Origin of the sequence: Isoptericola croceus, from assembly GCF_029382255.1 — a bacterium.
Classification (GTDB): Bacteria; Actinomycetota; Actinomycetes; order Actinomycetales; family Cellulomonadaceae; genus Isoptericola; species Isoptericola croceus.
Window position 1 is genome coordinate 466520 of sequence record NZ_JARLLG010000001.1, and the last position, 17741, is coordinate 484260.

Sequence of the window (17741 nt, forward strand, 5' to 3'; positions counted from 1 at the left end):
TCTACCTGCTCACGCCACGTCACCCACGGAGATCGTGAGGCACCGCTGCAAGACCGAGATCCGGGAAGACGTCCCACCTGCCGGCCCTGCTCTCCGGCGGGGGCCGTCGGCGCAGAGCTCGTGCGCACACCGCACGCGTCGTCCACCTCCCTGTCACACGGAACGGATACGGTGACCTGCGTGAACGGCGATACCCGTGAGTTCCCGCCCGCGGTGCCCCCAGGGGGTCCCGCGTCGATCGCGCCTGCGTCTGCTTCCGCCCCTGGTCCTGGCCACGGCGGCAGCGCGGGGACGCCGGTCGCCTCGGTGGCGGCCCCGCCCCGCCCTCGGGTGCGGCCGGGCGCGCAGGTGACGGCGGCGGTCGTCGGAGTGCTCGCCGCCGTCGCCGTCTGGGTGACCTACCGGTTCTTCGTCACGACGGTGCCGGGTCAGACCCTCGACGAGCTCGCCTTCACGGGCGCGGCCTACGGGCAGGGGCAGCTCTGGCAGGTGGCCGAACCGGTGCTGGACGTCGTCTCCGTCGCGTTCGTGGTGGGTGGGCTCGGCGCGGCCATGGCCGTCGCGCTGGTCCGGCGTCGGTGGGTCCTCGCCCTGCAGGTGGCGGTCCTGGTCGGCGGGGCCAACCTCACGACCCAGGTGCTGAAGCATCAGCTGCTGACACGCCCGGACCTGCTGCCCGGCTGGAACGGTGAGAACACTCTGCCGAGCGGTCACACGACGGTCGCGGCCAGCGTCTCGGTCGCGCTCCTGCTCGCCACCCCGCGGGCGTGGCGGCCGGCGATGGCGGTGCTCGGCGTGGCGTACACCGGTGCCACGGGGGTGTCGACCCTCGTCGGCCAGTGGCACCGCCCCTCGGACGTCGTGGCCGCGCTCTTCGTCGTGCTGGCCTGGGGCGCGGTGGTCTGTGCGCTGACGCCGTCGAGCTCGCTCGACGTCGCGCCGCGGCGCCACCGGCTGCCGTCCGGGCTGCCACGGTCGAACGCCTTCGCGTCCCCGGGCTCGTCGGTCGTCGCCGGGTTGCTGCTCCTGGGTGCCGCCGTCGCCGGTGGGATCGCGCTGGCCGCCGGCGTGCGTCTCGCGGAGGCGGGCACCGTACCGATCGGCGAGGACGTCACGGCCTACGCGGCCGGCGCGCTCGGGGTGCTGGCGGCCACCGCCCTGGCGTTCGCGCTCCTCCTGCAGCTGCGACAGTCGACGGCCCGCCCGCGCGAGACCTCGAGGTAGCGCACCCTCGCGCGAGGTAGCGCACAGCCTGTGCCGGACCGTGCGCGGTCACAGTCCCGTAGCGCCACCAGGTCCCACCTGTGGTAGGAGGTCACCGAGACCGCGGACGGCACGGCGGTGTGGACGCCGTCGCGGATCTTCACCGCGGGCGACGTCGTCGAGCACGACGGTGCGACGTTCACCGCGAAGTGGTGGACGCGGAACCAGGAGCCGGGCTCGTCGAGGCACAGCCCGTGGGAGCCCGCTTCCTGACCGGGCGCCTGCCCCGCGGGGAGCTGTGGACCTCGATGCGCCGACGGCGGCACTCCTCGGTAGAGTGCCGCCGTCGTCGTCCGTGTCGTACCGTGACAGGACCGCACCGGACCACCCAGGACCACCCAGGACCACCCAGGACCACCCAACACCGTCGGAAAGCAGGAACGGATGCCCCAGGCCCGCAAGCTCGTGATCGTGGAGTCTCCCACCAAGGCTCGCAAGATCCAGAGCTACCTCGGCGACGACTACGTCGTCGAGGCCAGCGTCGGCCACATCCGTGACCTGCCGCAGCCCTCGGAGCTCCCGGCCGAGATGAAGAAGGGGCCGTACAAGAAGTTCGCCGTCGACGTCGACAACGGGTTCGACCCCTACTACGAGGTCTACGCGGACAAGAAGGCCAAGGTCAGAGAGCTGAAGGCCGCGCTCAAGGACGCCGACGAGCTCTTCCTCGCCACCGATGAGGACCGCGAAGGCGAGGCGATCGCCTGGCACCTCATCGAGGCGCTGAAGCCCAAGGTGCCGGTGCGCCGCATGGTCTTCCACGAGATCACCCGCGAGGCCATCGCCCGCGCCCTGGAGAACCCCCGCGAGCTGGACTCGGACCTCGTGGACGCCCAGGAGACCCGCCGCATCCTCGACCGGCTCTACGGCTACGAGGTCTCGCCGGTGCTGTGGCGCAAGGTCCGTCAGGGCCTGTCCGCGGGCCGCGTGCAGTCCGTGGCGACACGGCTGGTCGTGGAGCGCGAACGGGACCGGATGGCCTTCGTCACGGCCGACTACTGGGACGTCACCGGCTCCTTCGCACCCGAGACGGGTGACGACGCCGGCCAGCTCTTCCGTGCCCGGCTGACCGGCCTCGGCGGCGACCGCGTCGCGGCGGGCCGTGACTTCGACGACCGCGGGCGCCTCAAGGTGCGCACCGGCGTCGTGCACCTCGACGAGGCGGAGGCGCACGCCGTCGTCGCCGGGCTCGACGACGCGTCCTTCGCCGTCCGCTCGCTGGAGACCAAGCCGTACTCGCGCAAGCCCGCCGCGCCGTTCACCACGTCCACGCTGCAGCAGGAGGCCTCGCGCAAGCTGCGGATGGCCTCGCGGCAGACGATGCGCACGGCGCAGGCGCTGTACGAGAACGGCTACATCACCTACATGCGGACCGACTCGCCCGCGCTGTCCGCGGAGGCGACGGACGCGGCCCGGCGCCAGGCCGCCGAGCTGTACGGCCCCGAGTACGTGCCGGGCGCGCCGCGGCTGTACGCCTCGAAGAACAAGGGTGCCCAGGAGGCGCACGAGGCGATCCGTCCCGCCGGTGACTCGTTCCGCACCCCGGCGCAGGTCGCCCGCGAGATCTCCGGCGACCAGTTCAAGCTCTACGAGCTCATCTGGAAGCGCACGGTCGCCTCCCAGATGGCCGACGCCAAGGGGTCGACGGCGTCCGTGCGGCTCGCCGCGACGCTCGGCTCCGGTGCGGGCGAGCGGGCCGGCAGCGACGCCGTCTTCTCGGCGTCGGGCACGGTCATCACGTTCCGCGGGTTCCTGGCGGCGTACGAGGAGTCGCGCGACGTCGACCCTGCCGCCGAGAGCGAGCCGGCCGGCGGCGCGGCCTCGGGCGCGGCGAAGGAGAACCGGCTGCCGCGCATGGCCGAGGGCGACGCCCTGGCCGGTACGGAGCTGGCCGCCGAGGGGCACTCCACCTCGCCGCCCGCCCGGTACACCGAGGCCTCCCTGGTCAAGGCGCTCGAGGAGCTCGGCATCGGCCGGCCCTCCACGTACGCCGCGACGATCTCGACCGTGCAGGACCGCGGCTACGTGCGGACCAAGGGCCAGGCGATGGTGCCCACCTGGCTGGCGTTCGCCGTCGTGAAGCTGCTCGAGGAGCACTTCGGCCGCCTCATCGACTACGACTTCACCGCGGCGATGGAGGCGGACCTCGACGAGATCGCTGCGGGGGAGCGCGAGCGGGTCGCCTGGCTGACCCGGTTCTACTTCGGCGACAGCGCGCAGGACTCGGGCGCGGAGGCGCAGAGCTGGGGCCTGCGGGACCTGGTGGCCGACCTCGGCGAGATCGACCCCGTGGCGATCAACTCCGTGGAGATCGGCGAGGGGATCCGGGTGCGGGTGGGCCGGTACGGGCCGTACCTGGAGGACCTGCGCGCCGAGCCCGACGCCGAGGGGAAGGCGCCGCGCGCCGCGGTCCCCGAGGAGATCGCGCCGGACGAGCTGACGGTGGCCAAGGCGCGCGAGCTGCTCGCCGCGGGTGCCGACGACGGCCGGGTGCTGGGCGTCGACCCGGAGTCGGGGAACGAGATCGTGGCGAAGAACGGCCGCTACGGTCCGTACGTCACCGAGGTGCTCGACCTGCCGGAGATCGACCCCGACCTGTCGGCCGCCGCGAAGAAGAAGGCGAAGGCCGCGCAGCCGAAGCCGCGCACAGGCTCGCTGCTGCAGTCGATGGCGCTGGACTCCGTGACGCTCGAGGACGCGCTGAAGATCCTGTCGCTGCCCCGCGTGGTCGGCAAGGACCCGGAGTCGGGCGACGACATCACCGCGCAGAACGGCCGGTACGGCCCGTACCTGAAGAAGGGCACCGACTCGCGCACCATCGCCTCGGAGGAGCAGCTCTTCACGATCACGCTGGACGAGGCGCTGAAGATCTACGCCGAGCCCAAGCGGCGGGGAGCGCGGGCGGCGACACCGCCGCTGCGCGAGCTGGGCGACGACCCGACCAGCGGCAAGCCGATCGTCGTCAAGGACGGCCGGTTCGGGGCGTACGTGACCGACGGCGAGACGAACCGCACGTTGCCGCGCGACCTCACCCCGGAGTCGATCACCCCCGAGCGGGCGATCGAGCTCCTGGCGGAGAAGCGCGCGCAGGGTCCCAAGAAGCGCAAGGCGCCCGCCAAGAAGCCGGCGGCGAAGAAGGCCCCCGCCAAGAAGTCGACGACGAAGAAGTAGCGGGCGGCTGCGCCTGCCCGCACCCGCCCGCTGCCGATGGGGAGCGCTCTCCATGGGCACGGCACCGCGCCTGCCGCTAGGGTCCGTCAGCAGAACCCGGACAAAGGTGGCGATGGGCATGCTGTACGGATCGGACACCGAGGCGCTCCGCCGGCTCGGCGAGCTGCTGGAGCAGCGTGCCGAGGCCCTGGACGACCAGGTCACCGCGATAGGCGACCAGGTGCAGGGCGTTCCGTGGTTCGGTCCGTCGAGCGAGATGTTCGTCGAGGAGTGGTGGTCGTTGCACCGGCCCGGGATGCAGGCTGCCGCAGCCGGGCTGAGGACTGCCGGGGCGGCGGCGATGCGGAACGCGGAGGCGCAGGAGACGACCAGCTCGGACCTGGGAGGTTCGGGATCGACGGGCGGGTCCTCGGCGGGCACCGGGGGGTCGGGTAGCGGGAGCGCTGGTGGGTCCGGTGCGGAGTCGACCGGACCGGCTCCCCACGCGTTCGTGACCACGGCCGGCGACGGGTCGGGGTCCGGGTCCGGGTCGGACGGCGGCGGTGACGCACCGAGGCCGGGACCGGTACCCCTCGAGGACCGGCGTCCCACCGAGGAGATCCTCGAGGAGTACCAGGTCTCCGACGCGGAGATGGTGGACTGGAAACCCTCGGGCCCAGGGGTGTGGCTCGCAGACAAGCTCGGCCAGGTGGACCTCGACGAGATGGCGCCTCGGACGATCACCGAGAAGGAGGCCGAGATGCTCGACGACCTGAGCATCTTCGGGAAGAAGGACTTCGAGGAGATCCACGATCTCGCTTTCGACGAGGCCGACAACCGCTTCGAGACCGAGAACCGGAACGATGACCACAACGATGCGTTCCGGCACGCCTACTGGAGCGCGCTCATGGCCGACGAGTTCGGTGTCGAGTGGTCGCACGACTTCGGCACCGCGCACGAGCAGATCCCGGGGAACAACGCGGCGCGCGAGGCGATGGACCTGTACAACAACGAGGTCGGGCGGCAGATCGCGGACGCCAACCCGGGTGCGAGCCGGCAGGAGCTCGCGGACCTCGTGGAGCAGGCGGTCCACGACGGCGAGATGGTCGTCGTCGGGCCGGACGGGTCCCTGGTCTACTCGGACCAGATCGCCTGGCACGAGACCGGTGACGCGGACGGTCCGGCAGCGCCAGGTCAGGACCCGCAGTGGCAGGACGAGAGCTGAGGATCGATGCGAGACAACCTGCGCAGGGCCGCCGCGGTCGCCGGGGCGATGTTCCTGCTGACGGCGTGCGGGAACCAGGGAGAGGACGTGGTGGGAGTGCCGGAGTACCAGTACGACGAGAGCGTGAACACGGCGGTCATCGACGCCGCGCAGGGTGGCGGCGCCGTCCTGCTGCGCGACGTGACGTCGCTGGAGTGGGACGAGGTCGCGCTCTTCAGCGAGGGTGCGACCCTCGACGAGATCGAGGAGCTCGTGGGACCGAGCGGGCTCCAGGGGAAGCGGTTCACGTCGACCACGAACCTGCTCGTGTTCCGGCTGGACGGAGAGCCGGTGGCCCTGCGGGGGACGTCGGCGGACGTCTTCGCCGGTGAGTACGGCGAGCTCCTCGGGGCTGACGCGGTCATCGCTCCTGTGGAGGGTCGCTCGGGCCTGGTCGTGCTGAGGGACGAGGGCTGAGGTCGCTCCGGGGTTCTCGAGGGGCGACCTCCACGACGTACGAGTGACCGTCGGGGCCGGTCACTCGCTCGAAGGTCCGCCGCAGCTCGGCCTCCCGTGCCTGGTCCGCGGGGCGCGGGGGGACGGGTGGCCCGCGGCGGATCGAGGCCGGTCCGAAGATCGGCAGGAACGTCTCGGTCAGGCGCATGCCCCAGGTGCGGTCGTCGCCGGGGCGGCGGGTGAACAGTCCCATCCACACTCCTTGGTGTACCAATGATTGGTGCACCAAGGATAGCTCGACCTAGGCTGACCACATGGACCAGCCTGAGGACCCGCTCGCGCTCGAGGCGCAGGTCTGCTTCGCCCTGTCGGCCTCCGCCCGGGCGATGGTCGCGCTGTACCGCCCGGTCCTCGAGCCGCTGGGCCTCACCCACCCGCAGTACCTCGTGCTCCTCGGGCTCTGGGAGGACGCCGGAGCCGGGCGGACGACGTCGGTGACCGGCCTGGCCGCGCGGCTCTACCTCGACCCCGGCACGCTGTCCCCGCTGCTGAAGCGCCTCGAGCAGCAGGGGCTCGTCGAGCGGCGCCGCGGGGCGGCAGACGCCCGCGTCGTCGAGGTGCACCTCACCGAGGCGGGGGCGGCGCTGCGCACCGAGGCGCTCCAGGTGCCCGCCCGCGTCGTCGAGGCCAGCGGGCTCGGCCTGGACGAGCTCCAGCGGGTCCGGGCGGCGGCGGACGCCGTCATCGCGGCTGCGTACGGCACCGCTACGGTGAGCGCATGACCGACAACGCTGCCGTCGACCCGGCCACCTACGCCGCACGCCTGACCACCGCCGATCTGGCCGGCACGGTCCCCGACCTGCTCGCCGCGCCCGCGCTGCGGTGGGGCGTGCTCGGCGCCGGCAACATCGCCGCGTCGTTCTCGGACGGGGTCCGCGAGCGCACCGCCGCGCAGGTGACCGCCGTCGGTTCGCGCTCGGTGGACAAGGCTCAGGCGTTCGCCGACGCGCACGCTCCCGGTGCCCGCGCCCACGGCGGCTACGCCGAGCTGGTGGCCGACGACGACGTGGACGTCGTCTACGTCGCCACGCCACACTCGCACCACCTCGAGCACGCGTTGCTGGCGATCGAGGCCGGCAAGCACGTCCTGGTGGAGAAGCCGTTGACGCGCTCGGTGTCGGAGTCGCGCACGCTGCTGGACGCCGCGCAAGCGGCCGGCGTGTTCTGCATGGAGGCGGTCTGGACGAGGTTCCTGCCGCACGTCGCCGCGATCCGCGGTGCGATCGCCCGCGGTGAGATCGGTGAGGTGCGTACCGTCATCGCCGAGTTCGACGTCGCCTTCGCGTTCGACCCGTCGCACCGGCTCTTCGCCCCGGAGCTCGCCGGCGGTGCGCTGCTCGACCTGGGGATCTACCCGATCACCTTCGCCCACGACCTGCTCGGCGCGCCCGACACGGTGCTGGCGCACGGCACGCTCGCCGAGACCGGCGTCGACGACCACGTGAGCATGATCCTCGGCTACGACGGCGGTGCGCAGGCCGTCCTGCACACCTCCTCCGGGGCGTCCGGCGGTGCGGGTGCGCGCATCATCGGCACGCGCGGCCGCATCGAGGTCCCCGAGTTCTTCTTCGGCCCGACGGGCTTCGAGGTGGTGCGCGACGACGGCCCCTCCTGGACCTTCACCTCGCCGGACGGCGAGGGCAAGGCGTACGAGGCGGCCGAGGTCGCACGCTGCCTGGACGCCGGGCAGACCCAGAGCGCGCGGATGCCGTGGTCGGACACCCTCGAGGTCATGGCGATCCTGGACGAGGTCCGTGCCGGCCTCGGGGTGGTCTACCCGGGTGAGTGAGGCCGACGGCCTGGACGTGTCGACCGGTCAGCGTGTCAGCCGGCGGCCGGTGAGGGCCTCCGGCACGATGCGAACCCACACGTTCTTGCCGTCGTCGAGGTAGGAGACCAGGCCTGTCGCCTCGGCGGCGGCCACGTCGGCGTCGTGCTCGAGGATCTCGGCGGTGCCCTTGACCACGACGCTCGTCGCGACCTCAGGCGTCCACTCGTCGGCCTCGAAGGCCACCCGAGCGTTCACCGCGACCTCGACGAGCTTGCTGCCGGGGTACGTCCGGAAGTACACGTGGCCGTCGGCTGCGGCGAAGGACACCGGGAAGATGTCGGGCTCGCCGGCCACGGCGGTCGCGAGCCGCCCGACGGGCTGCGTCCGCAGGAGCTCCCAGCACTCGTCCTCGGTGAGCTTCTCGACGGTCTGTGCGGTCATGGCGCCTCCTCTGCTGGTGGTGGCCCCATCGTCCCACGTCGCGGCCCGCGGCGGGCTGGTTGTGGGCGGGTGCACGGGGCCGGACGAGAGCCCTGTGTGGGCAGCCGCGGCTAGGGTGGCGCCGTGAGCACAGCACCGGGGTACTTCGTCTCGTTCGAGGGTGGCGACGGCGCGGGCAAGTCCACGCACGTGCGCCTGCTCGGTTCCTGGCTGGGCGAGGTCACCGGCCACGAGGTCGTGCTGACCAGAGAACCGGGGGGGACGGACCTCGGGGCGCAGCTCCGGCAGGCGGTCCTGCACGGGGACGACCTCGACCCGCGCACGGAGGCTCTCCTCTACGCCACCGACCGCGCGCACCACGTCGCCACCGTGGTGCGACCGGCCCTCGCGCGCGGTGCCGTCGTGGTGACCGATCGCTACCTGGACTCGTCGGTCGCCTACCAGGCCGGTGGTCGCGAGCTGGGGGAGCGGGAGGTGGAGGACCTGTCCCTCTGGGCCACCGGCGGCCTGCTGCCGGACGTCACCGTGCTGCTCGACCTGGATCCCGGGGAGGCCGCAGGACGGCTCACCGGGGCGCCGGACCGCCTGGAGCGCGCCGGCGCCGAGTTCCACCGCCGCACCCGTGAGGCGTTCCTGCGGCGCGCGGCGGCAGACCCTGGGCGCTGGCTCGTGGTGGACGCCTCCGCCTCGCGCGAGGACGTGCAGGCGCAGATCCGGGTCGACGTCGCGGCGCGGCTGGGCCTGACACCGGAGGTCCGGGCGTGAGAGCGAGGAGCGCGGCACCGCAGCACTCCGCCGAGGGGGGATCGCCGTGAGCGTGTGGGACGACGTCGTCGGGCAGCCCGACGCCGTCCGCGTGCTGCAGCGCGCGGCGACCGACCCGACCGCCATGACCCACGCCTGGCTGGTGACCGGCCCGCCGGGCTCCGGACGTTCCGTCGCGGCACGCGCCTTCGCTGCGTCGCTGCAGTGCACGGGCAGCACAGAAGGCGCCCCGGGCGCAGGGCCGGGCTGCGGCCGGTGCCAGGCCTGCACCACCACCCTGGCGGGGACGCACCCCGACCTCATGGTGGTCGCCACCGAGAAGGTGGTCATCACGATCGACGAGGTGCGTGGCCTTGTCACGGCGGCGGCACGCACCCCGTCCGTGGGGCGCTACCGCGTCATCGTCGTCGAGGACGCCGACCGCATGGCGGAGCGCACCACCAACGTGCTGCTGAAGTCCATCGAGGAACCGCCGCCGCACACCGTGTGGGTGCTCTGCGCCCCCAGCGTCCAGGACGTGCTGCCGACCATCCGCTCGCGGTGCCGGGCCGTGGGGCTGCGGGTGCCGCCGGCGCGGGACGTCGCGGACCTGCTCGTGCGACGCGACGGCGCCGACCCGACCCTGGCGCTGGACGCCGCGCGGGCGGCGCAGTCGCACGTCGGGCTGGCCCGGCGTCTCGCCCGCGACCCGGAGGCGCGCTCGCGGCGCAGCGCCGTCCTCGAGGTCGCCCGCCGCATCCGCGGGGTGCCCGACGCCGTGCTCGCGGCGTCCGAGCTCGTCGACGTCGCCAAGGCGGAGGCTGCCGCGGCAACCGTCGAACGCGACGCGACGGAGAAGGCCGAGCTGCTGCGCGCCCTCGGCGTGGGCGAGGGGGACACGCTCCCGCCCAAGCTGCGTTCCCAGCTCAAGCAGCTCGAGGACGACCAGAAGCGGCGCGCCACCCGCCGCCAGCGGGACGTGCTCGACCGGTCGATGGTCGATCTCCTCTCGCTCTACCGTGACGTCCTCGTGGTCCAGCTCGGCGCCGAGGTGGAGCTGGTCAACTCCGCGCACGCGGACGTCGTCCGGTCGCTGGCTCGCGACGCCACGCCGGAGCAGACCGTGCGCCGGATGGACGCGATCGGCACGGCGCGCGAGCGCCTCGAGGGCAACGTCGCGCCGCTGCTGGCGCTGGAGGCGATGACCATCGCGCTGCGGCCACAGGGCTGACGGCGAGGTGAGTTGTGGTCCGATGTCAAGTGGGGTCTTGCGTTTTCACCCGGTTTGTTCTGTGATCGTCCGTGGCGTGCCATTCGGGCACCCCGACGACGATGAGGATGATGATGCGGATCCTGCTGCTGGTCTCGGCGTTCAACGGTCTGACACAGCGCGCCTGGTGCGCGCTCAGCGACTCCGGGCACGACGTCGGCGTGGAGATCGCCCCGACCTTCGACTCGCCGGAGGCGCTGACCGCCGCCGTGGCGGACGCCGACCCCGACCTGATCCTGTGCCCGTTCCTCAAGCACCGCGTCCCGCAGGAGGTGTACGAGCGGTGGACCACCGTCGTCGTGCACCCCGGACCGGTGGGGGACCGTGGCCCCTCGTCGCTGGACCACGCCATCCTCACGCGCCAGGAGCGGTGGGGCGTGACGGCGCTGTCGACCGTGGAGGAGATGGACGCCGGGCCGGTGTGGGCGACGTCCACCTTCCCCCTGCCGGACGTCCCCGTCGCGAAGAGCGCGCTCTACAACGGGCCGGTGGCTGACGCCGCGATGGCGTGCATCGCCGAGGTGGTGCGCATGGTCGGCGCCGGCGAGGAGCCGGTCCCGGCGGACGAGCTGCCCCGCGACGTGCCGGGCACCGGCGAGCTGCCGCTGCTGCGTCGCCCCGCGTTCGAGATCGACTGGTCGCTCCCGGTCGAGGAGCTCGCGCGCCGCGTCGCGGCCGCCGACGGCGCCCCGGGCGCCCCGGCACAGGTCGGCGACGAGCGGTACTGCCTGTTCGACGCCGTCGCCACGACCGACGTACCGGACCCGGAGGCGGTGCCCGGCAGCATCGTCGGCCACGACGTCGACGCCGTGGCCCTCGCCGCCGTGGACGGCACCCTGTGGGTCGGCTACGCGGCCACCCTGACCGCACGACGGGGCACCAAGCTGCCGGCGCGACTGGTGCTGGACCCGGCGGCGGCCTCACCGCGCCGGGCGGCGCCCCTGGAGCTGGCCGAGACCCGGTACGAGCGCGACGGCGAGGTCGGGATCCTGACGATCCGCTCGTACAACGGCGCGATGCACACCGCCCAGTGCCACCGGCTCACCGCGGCGGTCGCCGAGGCGCTCGCGGAGGACACCAGCGTGCTCGTCCTGCGCGGCACCGACAGCCTCTTCTCCAACGGCATCCACCTCGGCATGATCGAGGCCGCCGACGACCCTGCCGCCGAGGCCTGGGCGAACATCCAGGCGATCGACGACCTGTGCGAGACCATCGCCATGGCGGACCAGCTGACGGTGGCCGCCTTCACCGCGAGCGCCGGGGCCGGAGGTGTGATGACCGGGCTGTGCGCCGACGTCGTCCTCTCGCGCGACGGGGTGGTGCTCAACCCGTACTACGACATGGGGATCTACGGCTCCGAGCTGCACACGTGGACGGTCGCCGCTCGGGTCGGCGAGGAGGTGGCCGACCAGCTGCTCACCAGGCGGCTTCCGGTCTCGGCCCACCGCGCAGCAGAGCTCGGGCTCGTCGACGGCGTCGGTCCGCGGGACACCGGCGAGTTCGACGCCTGGCTCGCCAAGCGTGCCGCGGAGCTGGCGGGTCCGGCGGAGCGCAGCGCTGCCGGTGACGTGGCGCGCACCCGTGCTCCGGAGCACCCGCTGTCCTACCACCGCACGATCGAGCTGGCCGAGATGGCCCGTGACATCTTCGACGACCGTCACGGGTTCGCTGCTCGTCGGCAGGACTTCCTGCGCAAGGTCGCGACGTCCCAGACGCCGGAGCGGCTGCGGTTCGCGGGCCCGCGGACGGCGCACGCGGAGGTTCGGTGAATGGTCCTCGGACGACCGGCCCCGGCCGGTAGGTTGGCCCACGTGATCTCCACCCACCGTCACCCGAGCCCGCCGTCCACCCGCTCGACCGGCCGGCGGGCCGTGGGCCTCGCGGCGTCGCTCGCCGCCGTGCTCGTGATCGCCGGGTGCACGGCGAACGCTCCGTGGAAGGCGCAGACGCCCGTCGGGGAGGCGACGTCCTCCGCGGACGTCGGAGCGCCCGAGGGGTACGAGGACTTCTACACCCAGGACATCGTCTGGACCGAGTGCCGGAGCGACTTCGAGTGCGCCACGGTCCCCGCCCCGCTGTCCTGGAGCGACCCGGACGCCGGTGAGATCGAGCTGGCGCTCATGCGGACCCGGGCCTCCGGGGAGAAGGTCGGCTCGCTGCTGGTCAACCCGGGCGGGCCCGGCGGTTCCGGTGTCGACTACCTCGAGGCGGCCGCGGGGAACCTCGGTGACCGGGTGCGTGCGTCGTTCGACGTCGTGGGCTTCGACCCGCGCGGTGTGCGCAGCTCGACCGAGGTCGTGTGCTTCGACGACGCCGAGAAGGACAAGTACCTCAGCGAGGACGCCGACCTGACCACGGACGAGGGGCTCGCCGCTGCCCGCGAGTCGAGCGCCGCGTGGGGCGAGGCGTGCGCCGAGAACACCGGGGAGCTGCTCGGCAACGTGGACACCCAAAGTGCCGCCAAGGACATGGACATGCTCCGCGCTGCTCTCGGGGACGACGAGCTCCACTACCTCGGGTTCTCCTACGGGACGAGCCTGGGGGCGACCTACGCCGGGCTGTTCCCCGAGCGGGCTGGCCGGCTGGTGCTCGACGGGGCGATCGACCCGCGCCTCGGCAGCGCCGAGATGTCGGCCGGGCAGGCGGTCGGGTTCGAGAACGCACTGCGCGCCTACGTCGCCGACTGCCAGGCGGGAGCGGGCTGCCCACTGACGGGGTCGGTCGACGACGGGATGCAGCAGGTGCGTGCGGTGCTCGACCAGGCCTACGACCGGCCGTACCGCACCGACGGTGATCGCGTGGTGACCCAGACGCTCGCGTTCTACGGCGTGGCCGTCACGCTGTACGACGAGCAGAGCTGGTCGCTGCTCAGCCAGGCGCTCGCGGCGGCGATCGACGAGGGTGACGGTTCGGTGCTGCTGTTCCTCGCCGACTTCTACAACGACCGGAACGCTGACGGCTCCTTCGCGAGCAACTCGACCGAGGCGTTCACCTCGATCAACTGCCTGGACAGCCGGAGCTCCGACGACGTCGAGGTCATGCGTGAGCAGGCCGCCGAGATCGAGGCGGCGGCACCCACCATGGGGTCGTTCTTCGGCTACGGCGGGATCACCTGCGCCGACTGGCCCTACCCGGCGGCGGAGCAGGAGTACGACGTGGCTGCACCCGGCGCCGCGCCGATCGTCGTCATCGGCACCACGAACGACCCGGCGACGCCGTACGTGTGGTCCGAGGGCATGGCGGAGGCGCTGGACTCCGGCGTCCTGGTCACCTACGAGGGTGAGGGCCACACCGCGTACGGGCGCTCCAACAGCTGCATCATGGAGGCGGTGGACGACTTCCTCGTGGACGGCATCGTGCCCGAGGATGGACTCACCTGCTGAGGCAGCGCTCGCCCCGCCGAGGTAGCGCACCTCCTGCCGAGGTAGCGCTGGACCTGGCGAGGTAGCGCTGTGACCCACACGACGCTGTCGGTCCGCGGGATCCTTTTGGAGCCCCGGCCCGGCGTCGGGTACTGTGGGCGCGCCCGCTGATCGAGGTCCTGCCTCGGTCGCCGTCGGGCGCGCCGCCTTAGCTCAGTCGGTAGAGCGGTTCACTCGTAATGAACAGGTCGTCGGTTCGATTCCGACAGGCGGCTCAAGAAAAGGCCCCGCACCTACGGAGACGTCGGTGCGGGGCCCTTCTTGTGCGGTAGGTGGTCCGGTGCCCGGTCCAGCGCGTCCTCAGCCCCGCGGGTGCGAGCTGGTGCGCTGGTACCGCTCCGGTGGGCCAGGCTCGGCGGCGGTCTGCGGGGTCGCCTTGCTCCCGTGGCGCGTCTCGCCCTGCGGGGGCGCCGCGTCCGGGTTGCCCCCCGAGGGCTGGGCGCCGTCGCGGAGCTCTTCGAGCCGCTGCTCGAGCACGGTCAGGACGGGCTGGCGCTGCCCGTGCGCGCGCTCGTAGGCCAGGACCTTCTCGAGGCCGTCGGCGTCGAGCTGGCGGACCCGGTGCGCGAGCGTGCCCACCGGGAGGTGGTCGTAGTCGGGCAGCGGCAGGTCGTCGCGGTCGGGTGCGGTCGTCTCGTTCGTCCGGTCGTCGGTCATGATCGTCCCCCTGGCGAACGTGCCTCGGTGGTGTTCTCCTCGACCGTAGGCAGTTCGCTGCCCTGCCCGCATCCTCGGGCGGCGCCTGCGGTCGGCTCACACCGCCGAGGGAGCCGCGACGTCGCGCCGCGCGGACGGCCGCCCACGGAACTGCCCCGTGGCTGCCAGCACGGCGATCAGCACGGCGGGCACGATCCATCCGCTCCAGCCCAGGACGGTCGCCTGCGTGGTGTCCAGCGAAGTGCCTGCAGCGATGAAGAGGACGTGCATGCCTGCGGCGGCGTTGAACGCGCCGTGCGCCAGGGCTGGCGCCCACACGTTGCCGCTGCGCAGCCGCAGCCACGAGAACACGGCACCGATGACGGTGCAGGAACCCACCATCGTGACGAGGGCCACCCAGGGCGAGGCGGTGGGGTAGTTGTACCCGAGCAGCACCACGGGGGCGTGCCACAGGCCCCAGATCACCCCGGAGACGACGACGGCGGTCGCCACGTGTGTGCGACGCATCAGGTGGGGCAGGAGCCAGCCGCGCCAGCCCAGCTCCTCGCCGAGCGCGGGCACGAGGTTGACCACCGAGCCGATGACCACGTTCACGAGCTGCAGGGCGACGAGCACCTGGATGGGGACGTCGACCTGGCCCGCCCCGCCGAGGACGGCGAGCTGGTCGTCCACGACCTCCTGGAACCCGGAGAAGCCCACCAGGTCCATCTCGTAGAGCCCGAACGCCGCGGCGACCGGCAGCGCCGCCAGGACGAGCAGGACGGGGACCACGAACGCGAGTGCCAGCCAACCGAAGAACCGCCCCCACGGCCGGACGTGGGTCAGGCCGAGGGAGCGGGCGACCGGCCGGCGCTCGACGAACCGCACCACGACGAGCGCGGCGACGGCCGGCGCGAACATCATCGTGACCGCCACGACCACGAGCAATGGGCTGTCCAGGCCGTCGCCGAGCCACAGCGGCAACGCCACCAGCCAGGACAGCCCGAAGGAGATCGCGAGGTAGATCAGCAGGGCACGCACAGGCACACCGTAGCGAGGGCACGCGCCGGTAGGCTCGGGGCCATGGCTTGGAGCTTCGGTCGTCGGCGTCCCACCACGTATCTGCTCGGTGAGGCGGTCGACCCGTACCCGGCCCAGCCGCCCGAGGCGCGCCGGGGGAGGGCGCTGCGGATCACCGAGATCGGCGAACCGGTGCTGCACACCCCGGCGCGGGCGGTCGAGCGGTTCTCGACGCCGGAGCTGGCCCGCCTCGTGGACGACCTGTTCGCGACGATGGAGGTCGCGCAGGGTGTCGGGCTGGCGGCGCCGCAGGTCGGCGTCGACCTGAGGGTCTTCGTCTACGACCTGACCGACGAGCGCGGGGACCGGCACGTGGGCCACGTCGTCAACCCGGTCCTCGAGATCGACGCGGATGCTGAGCTGGTCGTCGAGGAGGAGGGCTGCCTCTCGGTCCCGGGGGCGTACGTGCCGTTGGCGCGTCGCGCGGGGGCGTCGGTGCGCGGCGTGGACCAGCATGGCGGCCCCGTGCAGCTCGAGGCCACCGGGTACCTTGCGCGGTGCTTCGTCCACGAGTCCCAGCACCTCGGCGGCACGCTCTACTGGGACCACCTGTCGAAGGCGGATCAGGCCGACGCGCTGCGTCAGCGCGACGAGGAGCGCCCGGAGGTGCTGGCGACTCGCCGCGAGATCGCGATCGAGCTGGGCAAGACGCCGGCCGACTACCCGGTGGAGCCTGCGGGCGGGCGCTGAGCGGCGTCGACCGCCTGCGGGAGCACGCTCCTCATCTGTCGCGGTGGCGCATGCGCCACACGACGACGCCCCCGGCGCCCAGTCCCGTTGCGGCCAGCCCGAACCCGGTCATCGCCCACAGCTTGCTGTCGGTCACTCTGCTGCCTGCTGCCTGGTGCCGTTCGTCGATCGCGGGCAGCTCGTTGCTGAAGCTGCGCCCCAGCGCCTCGAACTGCTCGACGCCCATCGCCTCGGTGGCCGCTGAGACGGACGGTGTCGGCGACGCCGAGGGGCTCGGGCTCGCGGACACCGACGGCGTCGGGGTCGGTTCGGGGGTGGGTGTCGGTGACGGTTCATCGGCGGGGCGGGACGGCGTCGGCGTCGAGGCAGGGGTCGGATCGGCGGTCGGTCGCGCGGAGGCTGTCGGCGACGTCTTCGGGTTCTGCGCCGGAGCCTTCGTCGGGCCGGCGCCCGGCTCGGTGCACCGCTGGTCCAGAAGAGACTCGCGCCACTCACCGACGCCGGGGACGTTGACGTAGGTGACGCAGTAGCCGTCCGGCATCTCGGCGGGTGCGGCGCTGAACGCTACGTATCCCCGGCGCGCGCCGTCCATGGACTCGGTGAGCCGGTTGTAGTCCAGGCCCGCGAGGCTGCGGATCGAGTAGCGGAGGCGCTGGTCCCGGTCCTCGCGCTCGATCTTCTTGCCGTCGAACGCCACGCCGGCGGCGGTCACGTCGAGGTCGTCGCCGGCCGTCGCGGGCAGCGCGGCTGTGAGAGCGAGGCCCGCCCCGAGGGCACCGGTGAGCAGGGCACGGACCGCAAGGCGGGCGACGCGCACGCGTGACCTTCCGACGCTGGGGTGCCGGGGCTCCGGCAGGGGCGAACCACATCGTAGGGGACGGGCTCGCGTCGCCGGGGCGACCGGTCAGAACGCGGTGATCCACTCGGCCACGGCGGCCGCGACGGCGTCATCCTGGTTCCGCACGTCGTGTGCACCGGGGAGGGTGACCCGGCTGACGGGGCCCGGGATGACGGCGGCGTGGTCGGCGAGCTCGGCGGGGCTGCCGAAGGGATCCCGGTCGCCCGAGACGAAGAGCACGGGGACGTCGAGGTGGCCGAAGTGGTCGACGCGCAGCTTCTCGGGCTTGCCGGGCGGGTGCAGCGGGTAGCTGAGCAGCACGAGCCCTGCCGCGGGCAGCCCGTCGGCCACGGCCATCGAGCACATGCGACCTCCGTAGGAGCGCCCGCCGAGCAGGATCCGGTCGGTGCTGACACCGAGCTCGTCGGCGAAGCGTCCCGCAGCCTCCCGCAGGTGGGCGATCGCGACCGGTGGGCGGTCCGGCATCCGTTTGCCGGCGGCGCGGTAGGGGAAGTCGATCCGTGCGACGGGCAGTGCCGGCGCGGTGGCGAGGCGGTCGGCGACCGCGCGCAGCGTGTGGTGGTCGCGGTCCGCGCCGGCGCCCGGCGTGAGCAGGAGGCCCGCGGGGACGGGATGTGACTGTGCCGACATGGACCCCAGTCTCGCGCACGATGTACCGTGGCCCTTCTACATCGTTGTACAAGCCGAACGAGGACACC

General features: G+C 72.8%; 18 protein-coding genes and 1 tRNA gene. 13 read left to right on the forward strand and 6 right to left on the reverse strand.

Translation table 11 applies throughout. The annotated features are described in order from the left end of the window. Window positions 1-180: 180 nt before the first annotated feature. From PZC42_RS22455 to PZC42_RS02180, 5 genes are all read left to right on the forward strand, one after another. Window positions 181-1224 carry a phosphatase PAP2 family protein gene (locus PZC42_RS22455; protein WP_277207916.1) on the forward strand — a complete coding sequence of 348 codons (1044 nt, stop codon included), beginning with the start codon at window positions 181-183 and terminating at the stop codon, window positions 1222-1224. A 117-nt stretch (window positions 1225-1341) separates the two neighbouring features. Beyond that, window positions 1342-1476, forward strand: coding sequence for a carbohydrate-binding protein (locus PZC42_RS22460; protein WP_277207917.1), 135 nt, complete (start codon window positions 1342-1344; stop codon window positions 1474-1476). Window positions 1477-1647: 171 nt separating this feature from the next. Continuing rightward, window positions 1648-4431 (forward strand): type I DNA topoisomerase, encoded by a 2784-nt coding sequence (topA, locus tag PZC42_RS02170; RefSeq protein ID WP_277207919.1) that lies wholly within the window; start codon window positions 1648-1650, stop codon window positions 4429-4431. Window positions 4432-4549: 118 nt separating this feature from the next. Further along, window positions 4550-5635, forward strand: a complete 1086-nt coding sequence (locus PZC42_RS02175) for a DUF6973 domain-containing protein (RefSeq protein WP_277207921.1) — start codon at window positions 4550-4552, stop codon at window positions 5633-5635. A 6-nt stretch (window positions 5636-5641) separates the two neighbouring features. Continuing rightward, a complete protein-coding gene (locus PZC42_RS02180) occupies window positions 5642-6091 on the forward strand; it encodes a hypothetical protein (protein WP_277207923.1) in 450 nt (149 codons plus the stop codon). Here PZC42_RS02180 and PZC42_RS02185 read toward each other — a convergent pair. Then, entirely contained in the window at window positions 6036-6323 is a 288-nt protein-coding gene (locus PZC42_RS02185) for a hypothetical protein (protein WP_277207926.1), read from the reverse strand. The two genes, PZC42_RS02180 and PZC42_RS02185, sit on opposite strands and share 56 nt — an antisense overlap. Window positions 6324-6384: 61 nt before the next feature. Between PZC42_RS02185 and PZC42_RS02190 the strand changes: the two genes are divergently transcribed. Both PZC42_RS02190 and PZC42_RS02195 read left to right on the forward strand, forming a co-directional pair. Then, window positions 6385-6852 carry a MarR family winged helix-turn-helix transcriptional regulator gene (locus PZC42_RS02190; protein ID WP_277207929.1) on the forward strand — a complete coding sequence of 156 codons (468 nt, stop codon included), beginning with the start codon at window positions 6385-6387 and terminating at the stop codon, window positions 6850-6852. Beyond that, window positions 6849-7919 (forward strand): Gfo/Idh/MocA family protein, encoded by a 1071-nt coding sequence (locus PZC42_RS02195; protein ID WP_277207932.1) that lies wholly within the window; start codon window positions 6849-6851, stop codon window positions 7917-7919. Before PZC42_RS02190 ends, PZC42_RS02195 begins: the two co-directional genes overlap by 4 nt. A gap of 27 nt (window positions 7920-7946) precedes the next feature. Here the strand turns inward: PZC42_RS02195 and PZC42_RS02200 are convergent, their stop codons facing one another. Next, window positions 7947-8342 carry a pyridoxamine 5'-phosphate oxidase family protein gene (locus PZC42_RS02200; RefSeq protein ID WP_277207934.1) on the reverse strand — a complete coding sequence of 132 codons (396 nt, stop codon included), beginning with the start codon at window positions 8340-8342 and terminating at the stop codon, window positions 7947-7949. 123 nt (window positions 8343-8465) lie between these two features. Between PZC42_RS02200 and tmk the strand changes: the two genes are divergently transcribed. The 5 genes from tmk to PZC42_RS02225 all read left to right on the forward strand — a co-directional run bounded on the left by tmk (window position 8466) and on the right by PZC42_RS02225 (window position 13993). Next, window positions 8466-9107 (forward strand): dTMP kinase, encoded by a 642-nt coding sequence (gene tmk, locus PZC42_RS02205; RefSeq protein WP_277207937.1) that lies wholly within the window; start codon window positions 8466-8468, stop codon window positions 9105-9107. A 46-nt stretch (window positions 9108-9153) separates the two neighbouring features. Further along, a complete protein-coding gene (locus tag PZC42_RS02210) occupies window positions 9154-10317 on the forward strand; it encodes a DNA polymerase III subunit delta' (protein ID WP_277207940.1) in 1164 nt (387 codons plus the stop codon). Between the two features lie 101 nt (window positions 10318-10418). Further along, entirely contained in the window at window positions 10419-12125 is a 1707-nt protein-coding gene (locus PZC42_RS02215) for an enoyl-CoA hydratase-related protein (RefSeq protein ID WP_277207942.1), read from the forward strand. A 42-nt stretch (window positions 12126-12167) separates the two neighbouring features. Next, window positions 12168-13739 carry an alpha/beta hydrolase gene (locus PZC42_RS02220; RefSeq protein WP_277207943.1) on the forward strand — a complete coding sequence of 524 codons (1572 nt, stop codon included), beginning with the start codon at window positions 12168-12170 and terminating at the stop codon, window positions 13737-13739. Between the two features lie 181 nt (window positions 13740-13920). Continuing rightward, window positions 13921-13993 (forward strand) — tRNA-Thr (locus PZC42_RS02225). An 85-nt stretch (window positions 13994-14078) separates the two neighbouring features. On the opposite strand, the gene PZC42_RS02230 is transcribed toward PZC42_RS02225, so the two are convergent. Beyond that, a complete protein-coding gene (locus tag PZC42_RS02230; RefSeq protein ID WP_277207946.1) occupies window positions 14079-14435 on the reverse strand; it encodes a DUF8129 domain-containing protein in 357 nt (118 codons plus the stop codon). A gap of 96 nt (window positions 14436-14531) precedes the next feature. Beyond that, window positions 14532-15455 (reverse strand): CPBP family intramembrane glutamic endopeptidase, encoded by a 924-nt coding sequence (locus PZC42_RS02235; RefSeq protein ID WP_277207947.1) that lies wholly within the window; start codon window positions 15453-15455, stop codon window positions 14532-14534. 42 nt (window positions 15456-15497) lie between these two features. On the opposite strand from PZC42_RS02235, the gene def reads away from it, so the two are divergent. Further along, window positions 15498-16184 (forward strand): peptide deformylase, encoded by a 687-nt coding sequence (def, locus tag PZC42_RS02240; protein ID WP_277207949.1) that lies wholly within the window; start codon window positions 15498-15500, stop codon window positions 16182-16184. Between the two features lie 31 nt (window positions 16185-16215). Here the strand turns inward: def and PZC42_RS02245 are convergent, their stop codons facing one another. Continuing rightward, window positions 16216-17001 carry a hypothetical protein gene (locus tag PZC42_RS02245; protein WP_277207951.1) on the reverse strand — a complete coding sequence of 262 codons (786 nt, stop codon included), beginning with the start codon at window positions 16999-17001 and terminating at the stop codon, window positions 16216-16218. Window positions 17002-17088: 87 nt separating this feature from the next. Further along, window positions 17089-17673 carry an alpha/beta hydrolase family protein gene (locus tag PZC42_RS02250; RefSeq protein WP_277207953.1) on the reverse strand — a complete coding sequence of 195 codons (585 nt, stop codon included), beginning with the start codon at window positions 17671-17673 and terminating at the stop codon, window positions 17089-17091. Window positions 17674-17741 lie beyond the last annotated feature (68 nt).